At 61.6% G+C, this 16,919-nt stretch carries 15 protein-coding genes; 3 read left to right on the top strand and 12 right to left on the bottom strand.

Going from position 1 to position 16,919, the window contains the following annotated elements:
• Positions 1-45: 45 nt before the first annotated feature.
• The 3 genes from CIT37_RS12195 (at position 46) to CIT37_RS12185 (ending at position 5,424) form a co-directional block, all read left to right on the top strand.
• Positions 46-1,284 carry an efflux RND transporter periplasmic adaptor subunit gene (locus CIT37_RS12195; RefSeq protein WP_049806640.1) on the top strand — a complete coding sequence of 413 codons (1,239 nt, stop codon included), beginning with the start codon at positions 46-48 and terminating at the stop codon, positions 1,282-1,284.
• On the top strand, positions 1,281-4,433 hold the full coding sequence (locus CIT37_RS12190; protein ID WP_095426979.1) for an efflux RND transporter permease subunit: 3,153 nt from the start codon (positions 1,281-1,283) through the stop codon (positions 4,431-4,433). Before CIT37_RS12195 ends, CIT37_RS12190 begins: the two co-directional genes overlap by 4 nt.
• Before the next feature lie 244 nt (positions 4,434-4,677).
• On the top strand, positions 4,678-5,424 hold the full coding sequence (locus CIT37_RS12185; protein WP_028143803.1) for a hypothetical protein: 747 nt from the start codon (positions 4,678-4,680) through the stop codon (positions 5,422-5,424).
• Between the two features lie 37 nt (positions 5,425-5,461).
• On the opposite strand, the gene CIT37_RS12180 is transcribed toward CIT37_RS12185, so the two are convergent.
• The 12 genes from CIT37_RS12180 to cpaB form a co-directional block, all read right to left on the bottom strand.
• Entirely contained in the window at positions 5,462-5,911 is a 450-nt protein-coding gene (locus CIT37_RS12180; RefSeq protein WP_240536539.1) for a tetratricopeptide repeat protein, read from the bottom strand.
• Between the two features lie 168 nt (positions 5,912-6,079).
• Positions 6,080-6,478, bottom strand: coding sequence for a hypothetical protein (locus CIT37_RS12175; RefSeq protein WP_038949689.1), 399 nt, complete (start codon positions 6,476-6,478; stop codon positions 6,080-6,082).
• A 12-nt stretch (positions 6,479-6,490) separates the two neighbouring features.
• On the bottom strand, positions 6,491-8,170 hold the full coding sequence (locus CIT37_RS12170; protein WP_038973523.1) for a type II and III secretion system protein family protein: 1,680 nt from the start codon (positions 8,168-8,170) through the stop codon (positions 6,491-6,493).
• A gap of 433 nt (positions 8,171-8,603) precedes the next feature.
• On the bottom strand, positions 8,604-9,023 hold the full coding sequence (locus CIT37_RS12165) for a TadE family protein (RefSeq protein ID WP_038973522.1): 420 nt from the start codon (positions 9,021-9,023) through the stop codon (positions 8,604-8,606).
• Positions 9,020-10,357 (bottom strand): TadG family pilus assembly protein, encoded by a 1,338-nt coding sequence (locus CIT37_RS12160; protein ID WP_038973521.1) that lies wholly within the window; start codon positions 10,355-10,357, stop codon positions 9,020-9,022. The genes CIT37_RS12165 and CIT37_RS12160 overlap by 4 nt, the downstream gene beginning before the upstream one ends.
• Positions 10,358-10,366: 9 nt before the next feature.
• The gene (locus CIT37_RS12155) at positions 10,367-10,798 is read right to left on the bottom strand and encodes a hypothetical protein (protein ID WP_049806641.1); all 432 of its coding nucleotides are present in this window, start codon (positions 10,796-10,798) and stop codon (positions 10,367-10,369) included.
• Positions 10,799-10,849: 51 nt separating this feature from the next.
• A complete protein-coding gene (locus CIT37_RS12150; protein ID WP_038973519.1) occupies positions 10,850-11,497 on the bottom strand; it encodes a methyltransferase family protein in 648 nt (215 codons plus the stop codon).
• Between the two features lie 2 nt (positions 11,498-11,499).
• Positions 11,500-12,408, bottom strand: coding sequence for a type II secretion system F family protein (locus tag CIT37_RS12145; RefSeq protein WP_038973518.1), 909 nt, complete (start codon positions 12,406-12,408; stop codon positions 11,500-11,502).
• Positions 12,405-13,337 (bottom strand): type II secretion system F family protein, encoded by a 933-nt coding sequence (locus CIT37_RS12140; protein ID WP_038949698.1) that lies wholly within the window; start codon positions 13,335-13,337, stop codon positions 12,405-12,407. Before CIT37_RS12140 ends, CIT37_RS12145 begins: the two co-directional genes overlap by 4 nt.
• The gene (locus tag CIT37_RS12135) at positions 13,334-14,752 is read right to left on the bottom strand and encodes a TadA family conjugal transfer-associated ATPase (protein ID WP_091962875.1); all 1,419 of its coding nucleotides are present in this window, start codon (positions 14,750-14,752) and stop codon (positions 13,334-13,336) included. Before CIT37_RS12135 ends, CIT37_RS12140 begins: the two co-directional genes overlap by 4 nt.
• The gene (locus CIT37_RS12130; protein WP_038973516.1) at positions 14,749-15,954 is read right to left on the bottom strand and encodes a CpaE/TadZ family protein; all 1,206 of its coding nucleotides are present in this window, start codon (positions 15,952-15,954) and stop codon (positions 14,749-14,751) included. Before CIT37_RS12130 ends, CIT37_RS12135 begins: the two co-directional genes overlap by 4 nt.
• Positions 15,954-16,919, bottom strand: coding sequence for a Flp pilus assembly protein CpaB (gene cpaB, locus CIT37_RS12125; protein WP_038949702.1), 966 nt, complete (start codon positions 16,917-16,919; stop codon positions 15,954-15,956). The genes CIT37_RS12130 and cpaB overlap by 1 nt, the downstream gene beginning before the upstream one ends.

The raw sequence follows: 16,919 nt of genomic DNA, 5'->3' as shown, positions 1-16,919 counted from the left end.
GAGGCCTGACGCCGGCAGTTCCGAGCCTGGTGCAGGGAGCGGACGATGAACCTTGCTGACGTCCGGCTCGGACTGCTGGCGGCGAGCCTCGTGACATTGTTGGCCGGCGAACCCGCGCGGCCGCAGCCAGCTCCACCCGCACCTGCCGTCGGCGTCGTCGAAGCGGCGCAGCGGCCGATCACCGAGAGCAGTGAGTTTCTCGGCCGGATCGAGGCCATCAACCAGGTAAATATTGCCGCTCGCGTCACCGCTTTTCTGGAGCAGCGGCTGTTCACCGAGGGCGCGGAAATCAGGAAAGGCGAGCAGCTTTACCGGCTCGAACGCGGCCCGTTCGAGGCGGATGTCGCCGCCAAGCAGGCGCAGGTAGCACAGCTCGAAGCGACGCTCGAGAATGCCAAATTGACCACCGAGCGCGCCCGCACCCTGCTTGGCGGACCGGCCGGGCAGCAATCGACCTACGATGCCGCGCTCGCGAGCCAGCGCAGCCTCGAGGCGCAAGTCAAAGCTGCACAGGCGCAGGTCCAGGCCTCGCAGATCAACCTCGACTACACCATCATCAGCGCGCCGATCGACGGCAAGATCGGACGCACGGCCGTGACGGAAGGCAACATCGTCAGTCCGAATTCGGGCGTGCTGACCACGATCGTCAGCCAGGATCCAATGTATGTCACGTTCCCGGTGCCGCTGCGCCAGGGGCTCGAGTTGCGCGAACGCTACGGCCCCCAAGGCGGCCTCGAAGCGGTGACGATCCGATTGCGGCTGCCCGACGGGCGCATGTATGGGCAATCCGGCAAGCTGAATTTCGTCGACAACACCATCGCGCAGAACACCGACACGATCACGGTGCGCGGAGAGATCGCCAACCCGATCCTGCGCGCTCCCTCGGCGGCGGGCGTTACCGTCCACGAGCTCACCAACGGCGAATTCGTCACCGTCGTCCTCGAAGGAGTCCAGCCTATCGAGGTGCTGGCGATCCCGCGCTCAGCAGTGCTGTCCGACCAGCGCGGCGACTACGTTCTCGTCGTCGGCGCAAACGACAAGGCGGAGCAGCGGCGCATTCAGCTCGGGCAATCGACTCCCACGATCGCTGCCGTCATCAGCGGATTGACGGCCGGTGACAAGGTGATCGCGGAAGGTTTGCAGCGTGTTCGCGCCGGACAAACCATCTCTCCAGAGCCGGCAAGTCCACTGATCTTGTCGAGCATGAAGGATTCAACCGGCGAGGCGGCTCCGCAAGGGGCGCGCGCTCCCCTGCCCCGAACCCCCAAGGGCGGCAGCCAATGATATCGAGCGTCTTCGTCGACCGGCCGCGTCTTTCGATGGTGATCGCCTTTGTCATCACCATCGCCGGCGCACTGGCGCTCACGCAGATCCCGGTGGCGCAGTTTCCCGATATCGTGCCGCCGCAAGTCACCGTAGCCGCGAACTTTCCCGGCGCCTCCGCCGAGGTCGTGGAGAGCAGCGTCGCACAGCCGTTGGAGGCGCAGGTGGTCGGCGTCGACCGCGCGCTCTATATGAAGTCGACCAGCGGCAACGACGGCAGCTACACGCTGACGGTTTCGTTCGCGCTCGGCACCAATCCCGACATCAACACGGTCAACGTCAATAATCGCGTCCAGAGCGCATTGTCGCAATTGCCCACGGAAGTGCAACAGCAGGGCGTGACCGTCCAGAAGCGATCCTCTTCGATCCTGCAGTTCCTGGTGCTCTACAGTGCAGATGGTCGGCAGGACCCGCTCTTCATCACCAATTATGCCATCATCAACGTGCTGGACGCGATTGCGAGCACGCCGGGCGTCGGCCAGGCCAATCTGTTCGCCAAGATGAATTATTCGATGCGGATCTGGTTCGATACGCAGCGCCTCACCAGCCTCAACCTGACCCCCTCGGACGTGGTCGCCGCCATTCGCGCACAGAGCGTCCAGGCTCCCGTCGGCCGCATTGGCGCGCGGCCGATCAGCGACGATCAGCAGTTCCAGTTCAACGTGCAGACGATGGGCCGCCTCGCCACCGCCGATCAATTCGCCAACATCGTGCTGCGCGCCGATCGGGACGGATCCTCGCTGCTGGTCAGGGACGTCGCCCGCGTCGAGCTGGGCGCGCAAAATCTCGACAGCGAAGCCCGGATCGACGGGCGAGCTGCCGTTCCGATTGCGATCTACCTCGCCCCCGGCGCCAACGCGGTGACCACCGCGCGCGCGGTCGCGGACACGATGCAGCGGCTGTCCGGCCGGTTTCCGGCAGGGCTCGGTTATCTCGTGCAATACGACTCCACGACCTTCGTCCGGGACACGATCATGGAGGTGCTGTGGACTTTGGGCGAGGCCTTCGTCCTGGTTGTGATCGTGGTCTATCTGTTTCTCGGAAACATGCGGGCCACCGCGATTCCGGCCGTCGCAGTCCCGGTAAGCCTCGTAGGCACCTTCGCCGTTCTGCTCGCGCTCGGCTATTCCGCCAACACCGTATCCCTGCTCGCAATGGTGCTCGCGATCGGCATCGTGGTCGACGACGCCATTGTCGTGGTCGAGAATGTCGAGCGTGTCATGGCGGAGGAGCCTGATCTGTCTTCGGCCGCGGCCAGCAAGAAAGCCATGAGCCAGATCACCGCGCCGATCGTCGCGATCACGCTGGTGCTGCTCTCGGTGTTCGTGCCGATCGCTTTCATTCCCGGCATCTCGGGCACGCTGTTCCGCCAATTCGCGGTGACGATCAGCGCCGCCATGATGATCTCGGCATTGAATGCCCTGACGCTGTCGCCGGCCCTCTGCGCGCTGTTGCTGCGTCACACAGGACGGCGTCGCGGCATCATCGGCCGCATCCTCACCGGCATCGACTGGGTGCGGGATCGTTACAGCGGCGCGGTCCGCCGGCTCGTGCGCATGGCAGCCTTGTCGCTTCTCCTGGTGGCCGCCTTTGCCGCAGCAATCTTCGGCCTGTCGCTGGTGACCCCGACGGGCTTCCTGCCCGAGGAGGACCAGGGCGCCTTCTTCACCTCGGTTCAGCTGCCGGACGGCGCATCGGTAGCTCGGACCAGCGAGATCACCCGGCAGATCGAGGACATCTTGAAACAGATGCCGGCCGTCGATCACGTCCTCGCGGTGATCGGCTTTTCGCTACTCGACGGAGCTTCCGAGCCGAACAGTGCGCTGGTGGTGGCGCGACTGAAGCCGTTCGCCGACCGCAAGACGGCAACGGATTCCGCACAGGCGCTGATCGCCAAGACCTTCGCCGCCGGCGCGCAGATCCGGCAAGCCAACGTGCTGCCGTTCAACCTGCCGCCGATCATCGGGCTCTCCACCGGCGGTGGCTTCGAATATCAATTGCAGGCCCTGGAAGGTCAGGCTCCGGCCGCGATCTCCAGCGTCACGAACGCGTTGATCGGCGCGGCCAATGCCGATCCTCGGCTCGCGCGCGTGTTCTCGACATTCACGGCGACCAATCCATCGCTCTATCTCGATATTGACCGCCGCAAGGCCCAGGCGCTGGGCGTCACGGTCAACGACATCTTCACTGCGCTCCAGGCCACGCTTGGCGGCATCTACGTCAACAACTTCAACCTGTTCGGTCGCACCTGGCAGGTCAATCTGCAGGGTGAAGCACTCGATCGCGGCGATACGTCCGATGTCTGGCGCATCCATGTGCGTAACAGCTCGGGCGAGATGGTGCCGCTGCGATCCCTCGCCGGCCTCAAGATCGTGACCGGGCCGCAGGTCATCACCCGCTACAACAACTATCGTTCGGTGACCGTCAACGGCAGCCCGGCATCGGACATCTCCTCCGGGGCCGCGATCGCCGCCATGACGCAGATCTCGGAGGATGTTCTGCCGTCGGGTTACGGTTTCGCGTGGACCGGCACCGCCTACCAGGAACAGCAGGCGGCCGGCCAGACCGGCATCGTGCTCATGCTCGCCGTCCTCTTCGCCTATCTGTTCCTGGTCGCGCTCTATGAAAGCACCGTGATCCCGATCCCCGTGCTGCTCTCGGTCGTCGTCGGCGTGCTCGGATCCTATCTCGGCATCAAGATCGCTGGCCTCAATCTCGACCTCTACGGCCAGATCGGCCTCGTCGTCCTGATCGCGCTTGCCGCCAAGAACGGCATCCTGATCGTCGAGTTCGCCAAGGAGCAACGCGAGGCCGGTGTGCCGCTCGACGAGGCCGCGATCCAGGGCGCACATATGCGCTTTCGCGCCGTCATGATGACCTCGGCGGCCTTCATCCTGGGCCTCTTGCCGCTCGTGATCGCGACCGGCGCAGCCGCCCTCAGCCGGCGCGCCGTCGGCACGGCCGTCTTCGCCGGCATGCTGGCCGCAAGCTCGATCGGAATATTCATGGTGCCGATGCTCTACGTGGTTTTCCAGCGCCTGCGTGAGCGTGCGAAGGCAGCCTTCAAGTCAAGCCGTCAGCCGAATTCGCCCGACCGCAATGCAGTCTAGGCAGGCTTCGGAGGTGTCCCTTGCATCCGGCAATCCTCGCCTCACCGGCTACCGTCCTCGTGGTCGGCATCCGCGCGGGTGAACCTTGGCATCCAGTTGGTGCCCGATCTCTTGAAGCTACCCTTAGAGCGGCTCACGCCGGGGGCCTGGAGCCTTTTCCGTTCCGATTGATCGAATCCTCGGGTACCCTGTTCTAGCCGCGTCGGCGGAACTGCGTTGATAGATGGCGGCATGGAGAGCGGAGATGGGCCGGCTCGATAAGCAGATGGATCCCTTCCACCCTGCCGCTCATCTGGCTACGGGGGATCGCGTCCCCGAGAATCTAACGTCGTCAGTTGATCCGGACCGAGAGGAAGCCACCTCGCCCGCGCATTTTGGGTCGGGCCAGGCGGCGACCGGCGTAACGGGCTCTACCGATTGGATCGACCGAGGACGTCGCATCTGGCGGCGCCATCTCCAGCGCGATCGACTCCCCCGGACGACCGGAGGGTCGATGGGAAACTTTGAGCGGTGGTTGATCGCACTGCTGAGCGTCGGCTTCGTCGTGAGCTGCGTTTGCGCGATCATTGTCTTCATGCAGGTCAACGCGCGCAAATTGGAGATCGCAGCACTGCAACGTGACATCATCGCGCTCAAGCTACGCGTAGCCAGGCTCGATCAGATCGCAAGCACCAATGAGATACGTGAAAAGGCAAGCAGTGGAACAACCAAGCCGCCGTCGGAGACCCAGCCTGACCAGGCTCCGCTCATCCTGTCACGTGAAGAGATTCAGCTTATCCGAGACTATATCAAGCCTGTACCAGTTGCAGGCCCCGCGACTGAGACGATAAAAGTCGGCGATCCCGTCGCGGGAGAGACCGTTCCCTTTCCCTCTCCGATCACGGAGAAGGTGCGGAAACTGCTCGGCGCGCGATTTACCGTTCGCAATGGCCTTGTTGTCATCATCCGCAGCGGCAGCCGTCACGCTGATGCTGTGATTGGGCCAAATTAACGAGAACTGGTCGCGATCGCGGTAGCCGGTCGAGCACTTATGGCTGGTTGTTGGGTGGTCTTTCAATGAACCGCCGGCTGCCATTGAGAAGCTCGAGGTTATTGGCGATGACCGGATTACCCGGATCGAGCGAATAAGCCTTCTCGAACTTCCGTCGCGCCGCATTCAGATTGCCGCGCAGCATGTACGAATATCCCTGGTCATTCAGGATCTGAACGGTTTCGCCTCCCAGCCGGATCGCTTGGGCATAGGCCTGATCGGCCAGGTCGAAACGACGCAGCTTGTCGTAGCTCGCTGCGAGGCCAATCCAGGCCGTGACGTCCTTGGGTGATTTCTCGACGGCGTCCTTGAAATAGCGCTGCGAGAGTCCGTAACTGCCGCGATTGTAATGCTCCAGGCCCAGCCGCACAGGCTCGTCCGACGGGTAGTACTTGACGTCGGTCGGCTCCTGCACCGGGTCCCCACCCGGTGGCTCGACGGGAGCCACGATGGCAGCCTCCCTCGTGGTATAGTCACATGCCGCAAGGCCTGGCGCCAGCCAGCAACAGGTCAGCAGTAGAATGGCACGTCGCATAATCTTGTCCCCCGCCCGGCCCAGCGGACGCACTGCACCGCACTCAAATGTCCCGTCCCTCAACTCAATTACCCGAAGCCGCTACCTGCCCCCTGCCCCGCCGACCGGCACCGATACTCCCGCCGATGCTCCCGCACCCAATCCAGTTACGTTGACATTCTGCGTGACCGGAGGCCGCTGGCCGATGAGTTTCGTCGGATCGCCCATGTCGGGAAGCTGATCCACCGGCTGTTGCTGGTTGCCGTAACGCGTCACGGCCGAGCCCACACGTCGAGCATCGTATGCGATCCGGCGATCACCGACGTATCGCGGCCATGGATGAATTGTATGAGTCACGGCGTTGACCTGCTTGGCATCGCCGGCGGTCATCGTGATGCTGTCGGAACGCTGAAAGTAGCGGTCCACCTCGTCATGACCGGCGACGCCGTAACATCCCCCGAGCAGTAAGGGCGCAAACAGAGCCAGATACCTGATCGTCATCTCGCGCGTCCTCTAGTTTAGAGTTTTGACGACCGTCTGATCGGCACTCGCGGCCGGGACGACGACGGGGGTCCGGACTTCAGGCGCGATGATGTGGCCATACGGTCCCTTCACCTCGCCTCCGGAATTGACGTAGTCATTGTACCGCTTGCGGACTTCCATCTGACCATTGAGGAAGAAATCGACGTCGTTGGCCGGCAGGCGGGAGTCGAGTGGCGATGCCAGTTGCTGACCGGGTGCCGCCGGCGCGACCAGGCGCGGCGTCACGATGATCACCAGATCGGTTTCCTCCTGCTGATACGATTTGCTGCTGAACAGGCTTCCAATCACCGGCACCGAGCCGATCCAGGGCAACTGCGAGACGTCCTGGCGATTGCGGGTCTGCAACAGGCCGGCGATGGCAAAGCTCTGGCCATCGCGCAACTCAACTGTGGTTCGCGCGTCGCGGCGGGTCAGCGCAGGAACGGTCGTCCCCTGGATCGTCACCGCGTTGGCGAAATCAAGTTCGCTGACCGACGGCTCGACCCGAAGATTGATCACACCGCGCGAGAGCACGGTGGGGACGAAGGCGAGCTCAACACCGAACTTCTTGTAGTCAATTGTGATGGTGGGAAAGCCGTTCTGCGTCTGGGTCGGGATCGGCACTGGAAATTCACCGCCGGCGAGAAAGCGGGCAGCATCGCCGGACAGCGTGGTCAGATTTGGTTCCGCCAGCCGGCGTGCCAATCCTTTGGTTTCCAGCGCCGAGATCAACAGGTCCACCGAGCCCCCGCTGCTGGTCCTGATAATGCTGGTCAACAAGCTTCCGAACGGCGCCGGCGCAATGCCTCCAGCAGTACCGGCCAGCGTCCCAAGAGTTCCGAGTATCGGAAGGCTGCCAGCAGGATTGGCGCCAACAGGAGTACTGCTGGGACTAAGGTTGCTAGTGCCGCCGGTGGTGGGTACCCTCGTGAGACTATTGATGCCACCGATGGGTGCCCGCCCGACGGCCGTCGTCGAACCAAGTCCGCTATTGCCCACATTGGTGCCGTTAGCATTAGCCGCATACAGATTGACGCCCAAGTTGCGTCCAGCCTCCCGGCTCACCTCTAGAAAGCGCACCTCGAGCATCACCTGTTGCGGCGCCGCGACGCTCATCGCGTTGACGACGACGCCTCCTTTCGCGACCGTGCTGGTGGCGATCGCCATGGCCCGCTCGGCCGTAACTGCGTCGGCGGCGACCCCGCTGAGCACCACCTGGCCCTCGGAAGCCGACACGCGGATACCCTGCCCGCCGGTGCTGGTCCGGATGTTCTGCTGCAGATTGCCGGTATCGATCACGACCTCGACGTCGAGGATCCCGATCTGCTTCATCGAGCTGTCGAACAGGATGACGTTGGTGGTGCCGGTCTGCTTGCCCTGCACGTAGATGAGATGATCGCTCAGCGACTTCACGTCGACGATGTCAGACGAACCCGCCACGATCGTCGCAAAGGCCGTGTCGACCTTGAAGGTACGTGACTTGTTGACGACGAGCTTGACCCGCTGGACGTCATTCATCTCGCTGACGATGACGCCGCCGGAGGAGCCGCGCCGGTCTGCAGCCGTCGCACGGTCCGTGACCCCAGAGGAGGCGAGCGCCGCGCCCAGACCCATCACGCCGAAGGCGAGAAGCCTCCCGATCCTGTTACCCGAAACGCGATCGCCACTCATCCGAGTCCCCCCACTGCGATCCACGGAGATCCCCGCAAATCTACGTGCTCGACGTCCTCAACATGTCCCCTCTGCGCACCACGTCGCAGAGTTTACAATCTGTCCCACTACAATTCGTTACTTCGTGTTTCCAAGATCATCCTCCTTCATGCAGGCAGCTTGCAAGACGAGATACTTACCGCAGCGCCGCAAGCAGAAAGAAAACCCTTCGATGTTGCCAGCGCGCATCATTCTCACTGGTTGTGGGGAACTATCCCGCAGCACGACCGCTCTTGGCGCGCGCTCCGGTCGTGGCCTTGCGATGGAACGACAATCGGTCGCACGCTTGGCGATTCGCTTGGCCGAATAATCCCGCACCCGCGCGTCTGGCCCGCACGCCGCGGCGACAAAGAGCTGTCGAGCGAAACATGTCAGGCGTGCTGCCATATTCGCCTTAGAAGGGAATCTGGTTGGAGGCGATCGGCGCATTGAGCGTTGTGCCCCATATGGGCATCAGCATCTTAAAGTTTGCCTGGGAAGCTGTAACACTCAAGCTGTTGCTGTTGGCACCCACGGTCAGCGTTGGCGTGAGACCTCCAAAAAACAGGAAGGGGGCCGCGTTCTGCTTGGCGGCGGTGGACAGGGGATCCCCGATGCAGCCGGCCGGCGACTGCGGCGGGCTTTGAAGCAAGGCAGGCGTATAGCAGCTGATCATGACCGCACGGGCGCCGGCACTCGCGAGCGTCCGCAAGGATTGCATCGTGATGGCATAGCGCCCAAGATCGAAGATGGCGAACATCAACGTGAAAAGCGCCACGGACACCATGATAAATTCAAACGGCGCCATACCGCGATTGTCGAGCTTTCTCATCATTGCACCAAAGCGACAACTTGGGTGTATACGATGGTGGCCGGCGCACAGCCTTCCGTGCTGAGGTAGCCGCCACCGCTCATGTCGATCGTTTTGGCGATCACTTGCGAACAGGTCGTATTCGCACTTGAAGTCGTACCGGCCCAGCTAACGTCGACATTGGGAAAGTAGATAGCCCCGCCCAGGCTAACCTGGCCGCCACCGTTTATGGTGACCTTGTTGCTGGTCTTGCTCGGGGCCTGATCATCAATCAGGACGCCATTTAGATCAGAGGAGAAGGTGTTAGTGGCAGGTGCGGAGAGATCAGCCGTACCCCCGTTGATGGTGAGCTGCGAGTCTCCGAGCAAGACGAGGGTTACGCCTGCGCCTTTCAGTTGTCCGCCGGTCATCTTTATATTTGCTTTGTAGAAGACATATGTTCCCGGGTCCAAAACGTACTTGTCGCCGTTCTGCACCGTGAAACTGCCGTAAGCTCCAGTCCCCGCGCTATTCGGCGCGCAATGCTTCCACCCGTCCGCCTGAAGGGTGCATGGCATATTTGTATTGCCCGTCCTGCTGTTGAACGATGCGGTGTCCAGTTTGCTGAGCGGATTGCTAGCGTACGTCATAAAATAGTTGTGCGGCACGCTAACATTACTGCAGCTGCCTGAGGGGGTGCAGCCACTTACACCATAAACGGCCCATCCCGAGCCGGTGAACGTTGGAGTGCTGGCAAGTTGAACACTGGTATCCGACATCAAGGCGCAGCCAGTTCCGTTGTTGCTGAGGTTACCAGCAAGCTTGAGTGCGCCTAAATCAGGTCCAAGCGCCAGGACGCAGGCCTTGGTCGGCTGCTGGACCACTGCAATGGCTTGGGCGGGGATGTTGATGTTGGTCAAACCCAGCACTGCCGCCAAGTACGCCGGTTGTTGCTGGCTGACCCTGGCGCGAACGGCATTGCCGGTGCCTGCAGGTGGCGTTGTGAACGTGCCGGCATTGTAGTTGCCGATATCGATCTGCACGGCCCGCGAGATTCTGGTCGGTAGGCTCGTCGGACAGTTTCTGCCCGGATAGCCGGTAGCGTCGTTGGGACTTGAGTTGCAAAACCCGTTCTGTGCCGCGAATTCCTTGCCGCGATAATCCACGGACTGCGTGTCGCAGGCCGCACCGGCCATCGTACATGAAAGCCGCAATGCGCCCGAATAGGCCGCCGAGTCGGCGGCGTTCTGCGCATGCTGGCGGGTGACGTACCACGATCCGGCCTCCGCCCCGAGTGCAACTACTCCGATGAGCGGCACGAGAGCGATGACTGTTGCGAATGCGACGGAGCCTCGTTGGGAACGGAGTAGACTACGCATTTAAGCCCCCTACTGGAAGCGTTCTGAGTAAGGCAGCGTGTAGGTACAGGTGGTGGGACACAGCACCCCTCTCCAGACAATTGGAGCCAAGGTGATGGTTGTCGAGAATGTAATGTACTTGGGAGAAGCTAGATTGCCTGGCGAACAGGTGGCCCCTGCGTCTCCGCACAAAACCTGAAGGTTGCTGATCGCATGACCAGCGACTGTCGTCTGTAGCCCTGTCTTCCAGCTCACCGTGCCGTCAGGGGCGAGCGGATTGGCGTACTGCACATACTGCCCGAAGGAGCGCAATGCGCTCCACGCTGAGATAAACTGGAATCCCGCAGCAGCCAGGTCGGCGAGCGGCATGAGCAGGAACGCCACCAAAACTGGGTAGACGATCAATGTCTCAAACGCGACGGCGCCGCCTTGATCCCCGATGAACGACTTCTTGCGGCTCATGAGTTGACCTCGACCAATACTCACCCTTCCGGTCGTCGACCGGAACAGCACTCACCAAACGTAAGGGATCACTCTCCAGCGCGATGCTTCGTAAGCGGAATATTCAGGGCAGTTGCGCCGAAGCAGGTCCTCTTCGTAATGAATCCGGCAAACCTGGATGCCGATATGCAAGACGAGCAACACCGCTGTCAGCGGCGTCGGGCTTCTCAGCACCACGCCCAGCACCGCGATTTCTTCCGCGAGGTAGAGCGGGTGCTTGATCCACCGATACGGCCCCGTTTGCACCACGTTGCGCGCCTGTGGCACCAGACTGAAGGACCTGCCAAGATGTCGGATGGTGACCAGCATCATGATCATGCCGATCAACACGCACGCAGTGGAGGCCAGGTTTGGCAACGCCTTGTCGGTTTCGCCGAAGAAAGCGATCGTCCACGGCATATAGGTGCCGACGAACGCCGCTATCCTTGGGAGACGGCCCTTCGCTTGCGCCTTCGCCGGGGGCCGCGTGACGATCAACAGCGCCAGGAGCACGTAGAAGACAGCGAGGCAAACACTTGACAGGAGCGACGGCCAAGGATCATGAGCCGATGATCCGATCTTGATGGCCACGCCAAGCGCCAGCAACATGAACCACATGCCGCCGAACAGTTGCATTGTTCGATCGTAAGAGGACGTTTTCGACAGGGCAATCGTGCTCATGGCTACTTACCGAAGCTGGCGAACGAACGCACGAGATGCAGAATGGGACTTCCTCCCAAAATGACGAACATGGCTGGAAGCAGGAACAAGACCATCGGAATGGTCAGCTTGGCGCCCAACTTGTGTGCTCTTTCTTCAAGCTTGGTAATTCGTTCGCGCCGGAGGTCGACAGCGATACTCCGCAGCGCCTGGCCCACCGGAGTTCCGTATTGCAGGCTTTGGCCGACCATGATTCCGAATCGGCGAAGCCCATCCGATGTAGCTCCCAGTTTCTCGAATGCGTCGCTGCGGCTTGGCAGGATCCGGAGATCATCAAGAAGTCCGCTCATGACCCTGGCTATGGCGGGATTGGTTTCTTGCATTTCTTGCGCTACGCGTGCGAGCCCGCTTTCCAGTCCCATTCCCGATTCGCTGCACACAACCAGCAAATCGATCATGTCCGGCGTGCCCAGTCGAATGGCGGCATCAAACCGCCGCTTCAGCACCGCCAGTATCAATCGCGGCGCTAAAATTCCGATCGCCACGCCAATAAGTGTGAAGACCAGTACATCAAGCAGCGGCTTCCCGAGAAGCTGAGCGGCACCCCCGGCGATGATCGGGCATAGCGCCATGCTGACGGCTTTGACACCGATCCAGGTCGGCAAGGCTCGATGATGATTGAAACCCGACGATTGAAGGATGGTTCGTAGCTGATCCAGATTTTCCTCGGCATAGAAGCGACGGTAGCGCATGCCGAGTGACGAAAACCAACCGGTCACGTCCTGGAAGGGCGCAGACCGGCCAGCAACGCCCATCACGGCGTTTGATACCCGGGCGTCCAATGTACGAATGTGTATTTCGCGGATGATCAACATGCAGGACGCAGTCGCAGCCACGACTGCAAGGGCCACCAGACTGAGACCAGAAGTCATAGTTCTGTTTCCCTTCTGACCATCCAGCTTATCACCAGGGCTCCGACAAGCACCGAAAGGACTGCGTAAGCCAGCAGCTTGTTTCCAACCGGATCGGTGAACAACAGATCGACCGTTTGCGGATTGGCTGCGTACAGGACCCCACCTGCGATCAAGGGCGAGACTGTCAGCGCCCGTGAGGAAAAGATCACCTCTCCTGCCAGCGCCTTGGCGCGGGCAGCCAGCGCAACACGTTGCCTGACAGTGTCTCCCAGGTTCTGCAAGGTCTCGGCCAGGCTGCCACCGGACTTCAACTGCACGGCAAGTGTCACCGCAAAGATCGCATACTCTGCCACCTGCGTTCGCCGATAGACAGCTTGGACCGCTTCCTCTGCAGGTCTTCCCAGATTCACTTCGCTGCATACGATGGCAAACTGCCCGGCCGTTGGCTGCGGCATATCCCGCGCGAGGGCACGAAATGCCTCGTGCACAGGCAGACCCGATCGCACGGTACTTGTCACCAGCTGGATCGCATCAGGCAGCTGTCGAAAAAGCTGAAGAGCGAAGCGACGTTGCTGCCATCCGAACAGGCCTCGTATCACAATGAGGGCCGCGATTGCCGCGACAATGGACGCGTAGACGATGGAATATCCCAGCTGGCTGTTCGCATAGAGGATCGCCGCTGCTCCGAATGCACCGGCAAGCAGCACGTAGGCGGGACGCAACACGTAAGGTATATCGGGATTGTAGTTGGACAGCCGATTGAGAAACTGATCCTGAGACCCGGCCTCCAAGCGGCGAATGGATGGCAGGTTAGCCGGATGCGACGTTGGCAAAGCAACCGCCAACCGACGATTGATGCGTCTTTCCCGAGCGTCGAGCCACAACGAAACGGCTGCTGCGCACATCGCGAGCGCCAGAACAGTGACGATCACGGACTCCAGCGTCATATTTGCCTCATGGCCTCGGCCCAAGCACCATCCAGCCCGAAATAGACAAGCCGGCTCTTGAACTTCGGGGTTGCAAGGTTGGACTTGTAGCTGCCCGATATCCGCCCGTTCACATCCTCCTCCTGATACTCGAAGGCTGCGATGTCATTGGTGGTGATCACCTCCCCTTCAAGGCCGATCACCTCGCTGATCTGAACGATGCGGCGCTGTCCGTCCCGCATGCGTTCGACCTGCACAATGAGATCCAGCGCAGCGACGATCTGACTTCGAATGGCGCGCGACGGTAGATTGACCTGTCCCATCTGCACCATGTTTTCGATGCGAGTCAGGGCATCCCGGGTACTATTCGCGTGTACCGTGGAGATCGAACCATCATGGCCGGTGTTCATCGCCTGCAGCATGTCGAATGCTTCGGAACTGCGCACCTCGCCGACGACGATCCGGTCGGGACGCATGCGCAGGGCATTCACCAGCAGATCGCGTTGTGTCACCTGCCCTGTGCCTTCGAGGCTGGGAGGCCGGGTCTCCAGGCTGATCACGTGGGGCTGCTGAAGCTGCAGCTCCGCCGCGTCCTCGATCGTGACAATACGTTCGGTGTGATCGATGAACTGACTCATCGCGTTCAGGAGCGTCGTCTTGCCGGATCCGGTGCCGCCGGAGACCAGAACATTGAGCCGCGAGCGGGCGGCGATCTCCAGCAATTGTCCGATGGCCGGGGTCATCGAGCCGTTTTCGATCAATCCGGCGATGTCCAAACGACGGCTTGGAAATTTGCGGATGGAAATGCACGGACTATGGATCGCCAGCGGCGGGAGGATGATGTTGACCCGGCTGCCATCCAGCAGGCGACAATCCACCATCGGACTGGATTCGTCGACGCGCCGACCGACCTGCGCGGCAATCTTCTGAGCGACGGAGGCGATGTGATCATTGTCGCGGAAACGCACCGCCACTCGTTCCAGCCTGCCGCTTCGCTCCACGTAGATATTGCTTGGGCCGTTCACCATGATATCGCTGATCGACTGGTCCAGCAGCAGCGGACGGAGCGGCCCGTAGCCCGTCATGTCGTCGGCAATTTCGTCCGCGAGCTGCAGCTGCTCGCGGCCCGACAGCTCGAGCCGTTCCTGGTTGGCAATATGATGGATGATCTCTTCAATCTGCCGCCGGAGAACCTCCCGCGAGACGGTTGCGGCCACCGCGGGTTCGATCTGCTCAATCACCCGTTCACGCAGCGAAGGTGGAATGATGGGTTGGTGGATCGCAGGTTCGTCGCGCCTTGGCGCAGGTGACGGCACGTTCGGTGCGGCTGCAGTCGCGCCGGCCGACGGCAACGGCAAGCCTATCGCAGATGCAGGGACGCCTGCCGCCAATACGTGAGCTGGTGCGTCGTCTTCGCGCCTACCAAACTTCTTCATCGCAGATGTGCTGTGAGCACCCTCCTCCACCAGCTAACCCGCTCGGCAGCGACACCGCTGATCTCCCGTACGATCGGCGCCAGGTGACGCCGCAATTTCCTGACGTGCTTCAGAGCTGGAATTCCGAGATTGAGCGCCTCAGTCATGCCCTTGCCGAGATCGGGAACGACGATGTCGGGCTCTGCACCCAACGCCTTGACAACCGCCGCCCTCGGAAGGCCCCCGGGACGACCGGCCCGGTTGAGCAAGGTAAAGACCCGGTCCTTGCCCGCGATGTTGATCACGGCGGTGCGTAGCGCATGGGCATTGCGAAGTCCGGTCACCTCGGATTCGAGCAGCACCATCACATGACGGGAAAGCGCAATCACGGGATAGATCGACGGCGGAAACGGGACGGGTACATCGACCACGATGTAGTTGAACCGTTGACGCAGCAGACCAAGCACGTGTCGTACGCCAGCCTCCGTAATTTCAAGCTGCGCATCGAGGTCCTCGTCGGCCGAGACCAGGCAAACCCTTTCGTTGACTTCGATTGCCGCGCGCTCGAGGAAGAGTGTGTCCGCCCGCATCGGATTTTCCAGAGCGATACGCAGCCCTGGCCCGGGACGAACACCCAACATCACGGCGGCCTCGCCGCCCTGCAGATGAAGATCAAGCAGCGCCACCTTGGCCTTGGTCGTCTCGGCAAGTTGCAGCGCCAGATTGATCGCAATGCTCGTGGCGCCGGCGCCGCCCTGCGCCCCGCAGATCGAGACCACGTGCCCGCCACGATCGATCTGGTTGGCTGCGACGTCGCCGAGAAGCTTGGGGCGCAGCTTGTCCAGCACCAGATCGCGCGTGAGCGGCCGCGGCAGATACTCGGTCAAGCCAAGCTCCAGGAGCTCACGGTAGAACGTGATCTCCCTGTTGTCGCCGATCACGGCTACGCGGACATCGGGTGGACAGACGCCGGCCAGCCTTTCCAGTTCAGTAAAGGGATCATCGACGCCACTGATGTCTACCACCAGCGCGAACAGATCCGTGTCGGTTTCGAGCATCCGTATGGCATTGCGGATCGTGCCGCGTCTGATCGAGAGATTGGCGCCTTCGAGCCCCTTGCGCAACGCCGCAGCGCTGAGCTCATCGTTTACGAAACCGACGATGCGGTTACGCGTAACGATTGACGTCGTTTCTTCAGGCGGAGTGGCTATGGCGATGCTCATCAACGTTTCTCCGACAACCTGTTATCGTAACCCGCCGCCGTCGCAGTCGGGCGCACGGCTTCCGATGCACCGTCGCAGCTGACGAGAGCGTCTTCCTCTTGCTTCCTGACCGTGTATTGCTTGACCTCACCGCCTGAATGAACGAACACTGCCGTTCTCTGTGCGGAAATTGCATACTGGCGGGCAAGTTCTGGCGACACGTCACAGCTCGACATCGCGCCGGTGTCTGCCTTGTCCCACTGATCGACTGCTGCGCGTACGGCGAACGAGAGCGTCCCGAGTTGCTTTGCGACGGTGACTTTCTTGACCTGCACCTGCGTAAGCTCCAGTGACACGGTCTGCGTTTGCTTACCTGCCATCCCGCTGATGGGTCGCGCGCCCTGCACGATCTCCTGATCAATCGCGATGACTCGAACGTTACGCAGAACGGTTTCGCTGAGGGCGCGGCGCGCGGTATCGACTTTCTCGAAGACCTGGGTCAACACGACGTCCACGTGATCGCCTGGCCTGATGAGACCCGAGACACCGGCCTCCTCGTCAACCTTGATGCTGATGGCACGGCTGTCTGGCGCCAGGACACTGGCGAGGAAACCCCGATCCCGCGGACGCAGGATATCCTGCAACGTAACGGGACTGCCCGCTTCGACGAAGTTGCGGATGAGTGAACCGGCAAGTCCGGCCTTGGACTCGGGGGTTTCAAGGATAGCCCCTTGGGGAACGCGCTCCGGCGGCACCGAGCGGACGGCGAAATCCTCTTCGCGGGCCAACGTCCCCCTCGGCAATGGCCGTGCCGCGACGAAGTATCCGGCGGTCGCCGGCGCCGCCGGCGCGAGGGGCGCCTCCGTCACCTGTACTGGGACCGGAGGCTGCGCCTTCGGCAGGTTCATGCTGTAGGCGATCAGTCCGAACGCTGTGGTTGCAAGCAAAAGCACCACGATGATCGACAGACGCAGCGCGGATGACAT

Origin of the sequence: Bradyrhizobium ottawaense (assembly GCF_002278135.3) — a bacterium.
GTDB classification, from domain to species: Bacteria; Pseudomonadota; Alphaproteobacteria; order Rhizobiales; family Xanthobacteraceae; genus Bradyrhizobium; species Bradyrhizobium ottawaense.
This window is presented reverse-complemented; position numbering and strand designations above follow the sequence as displayed.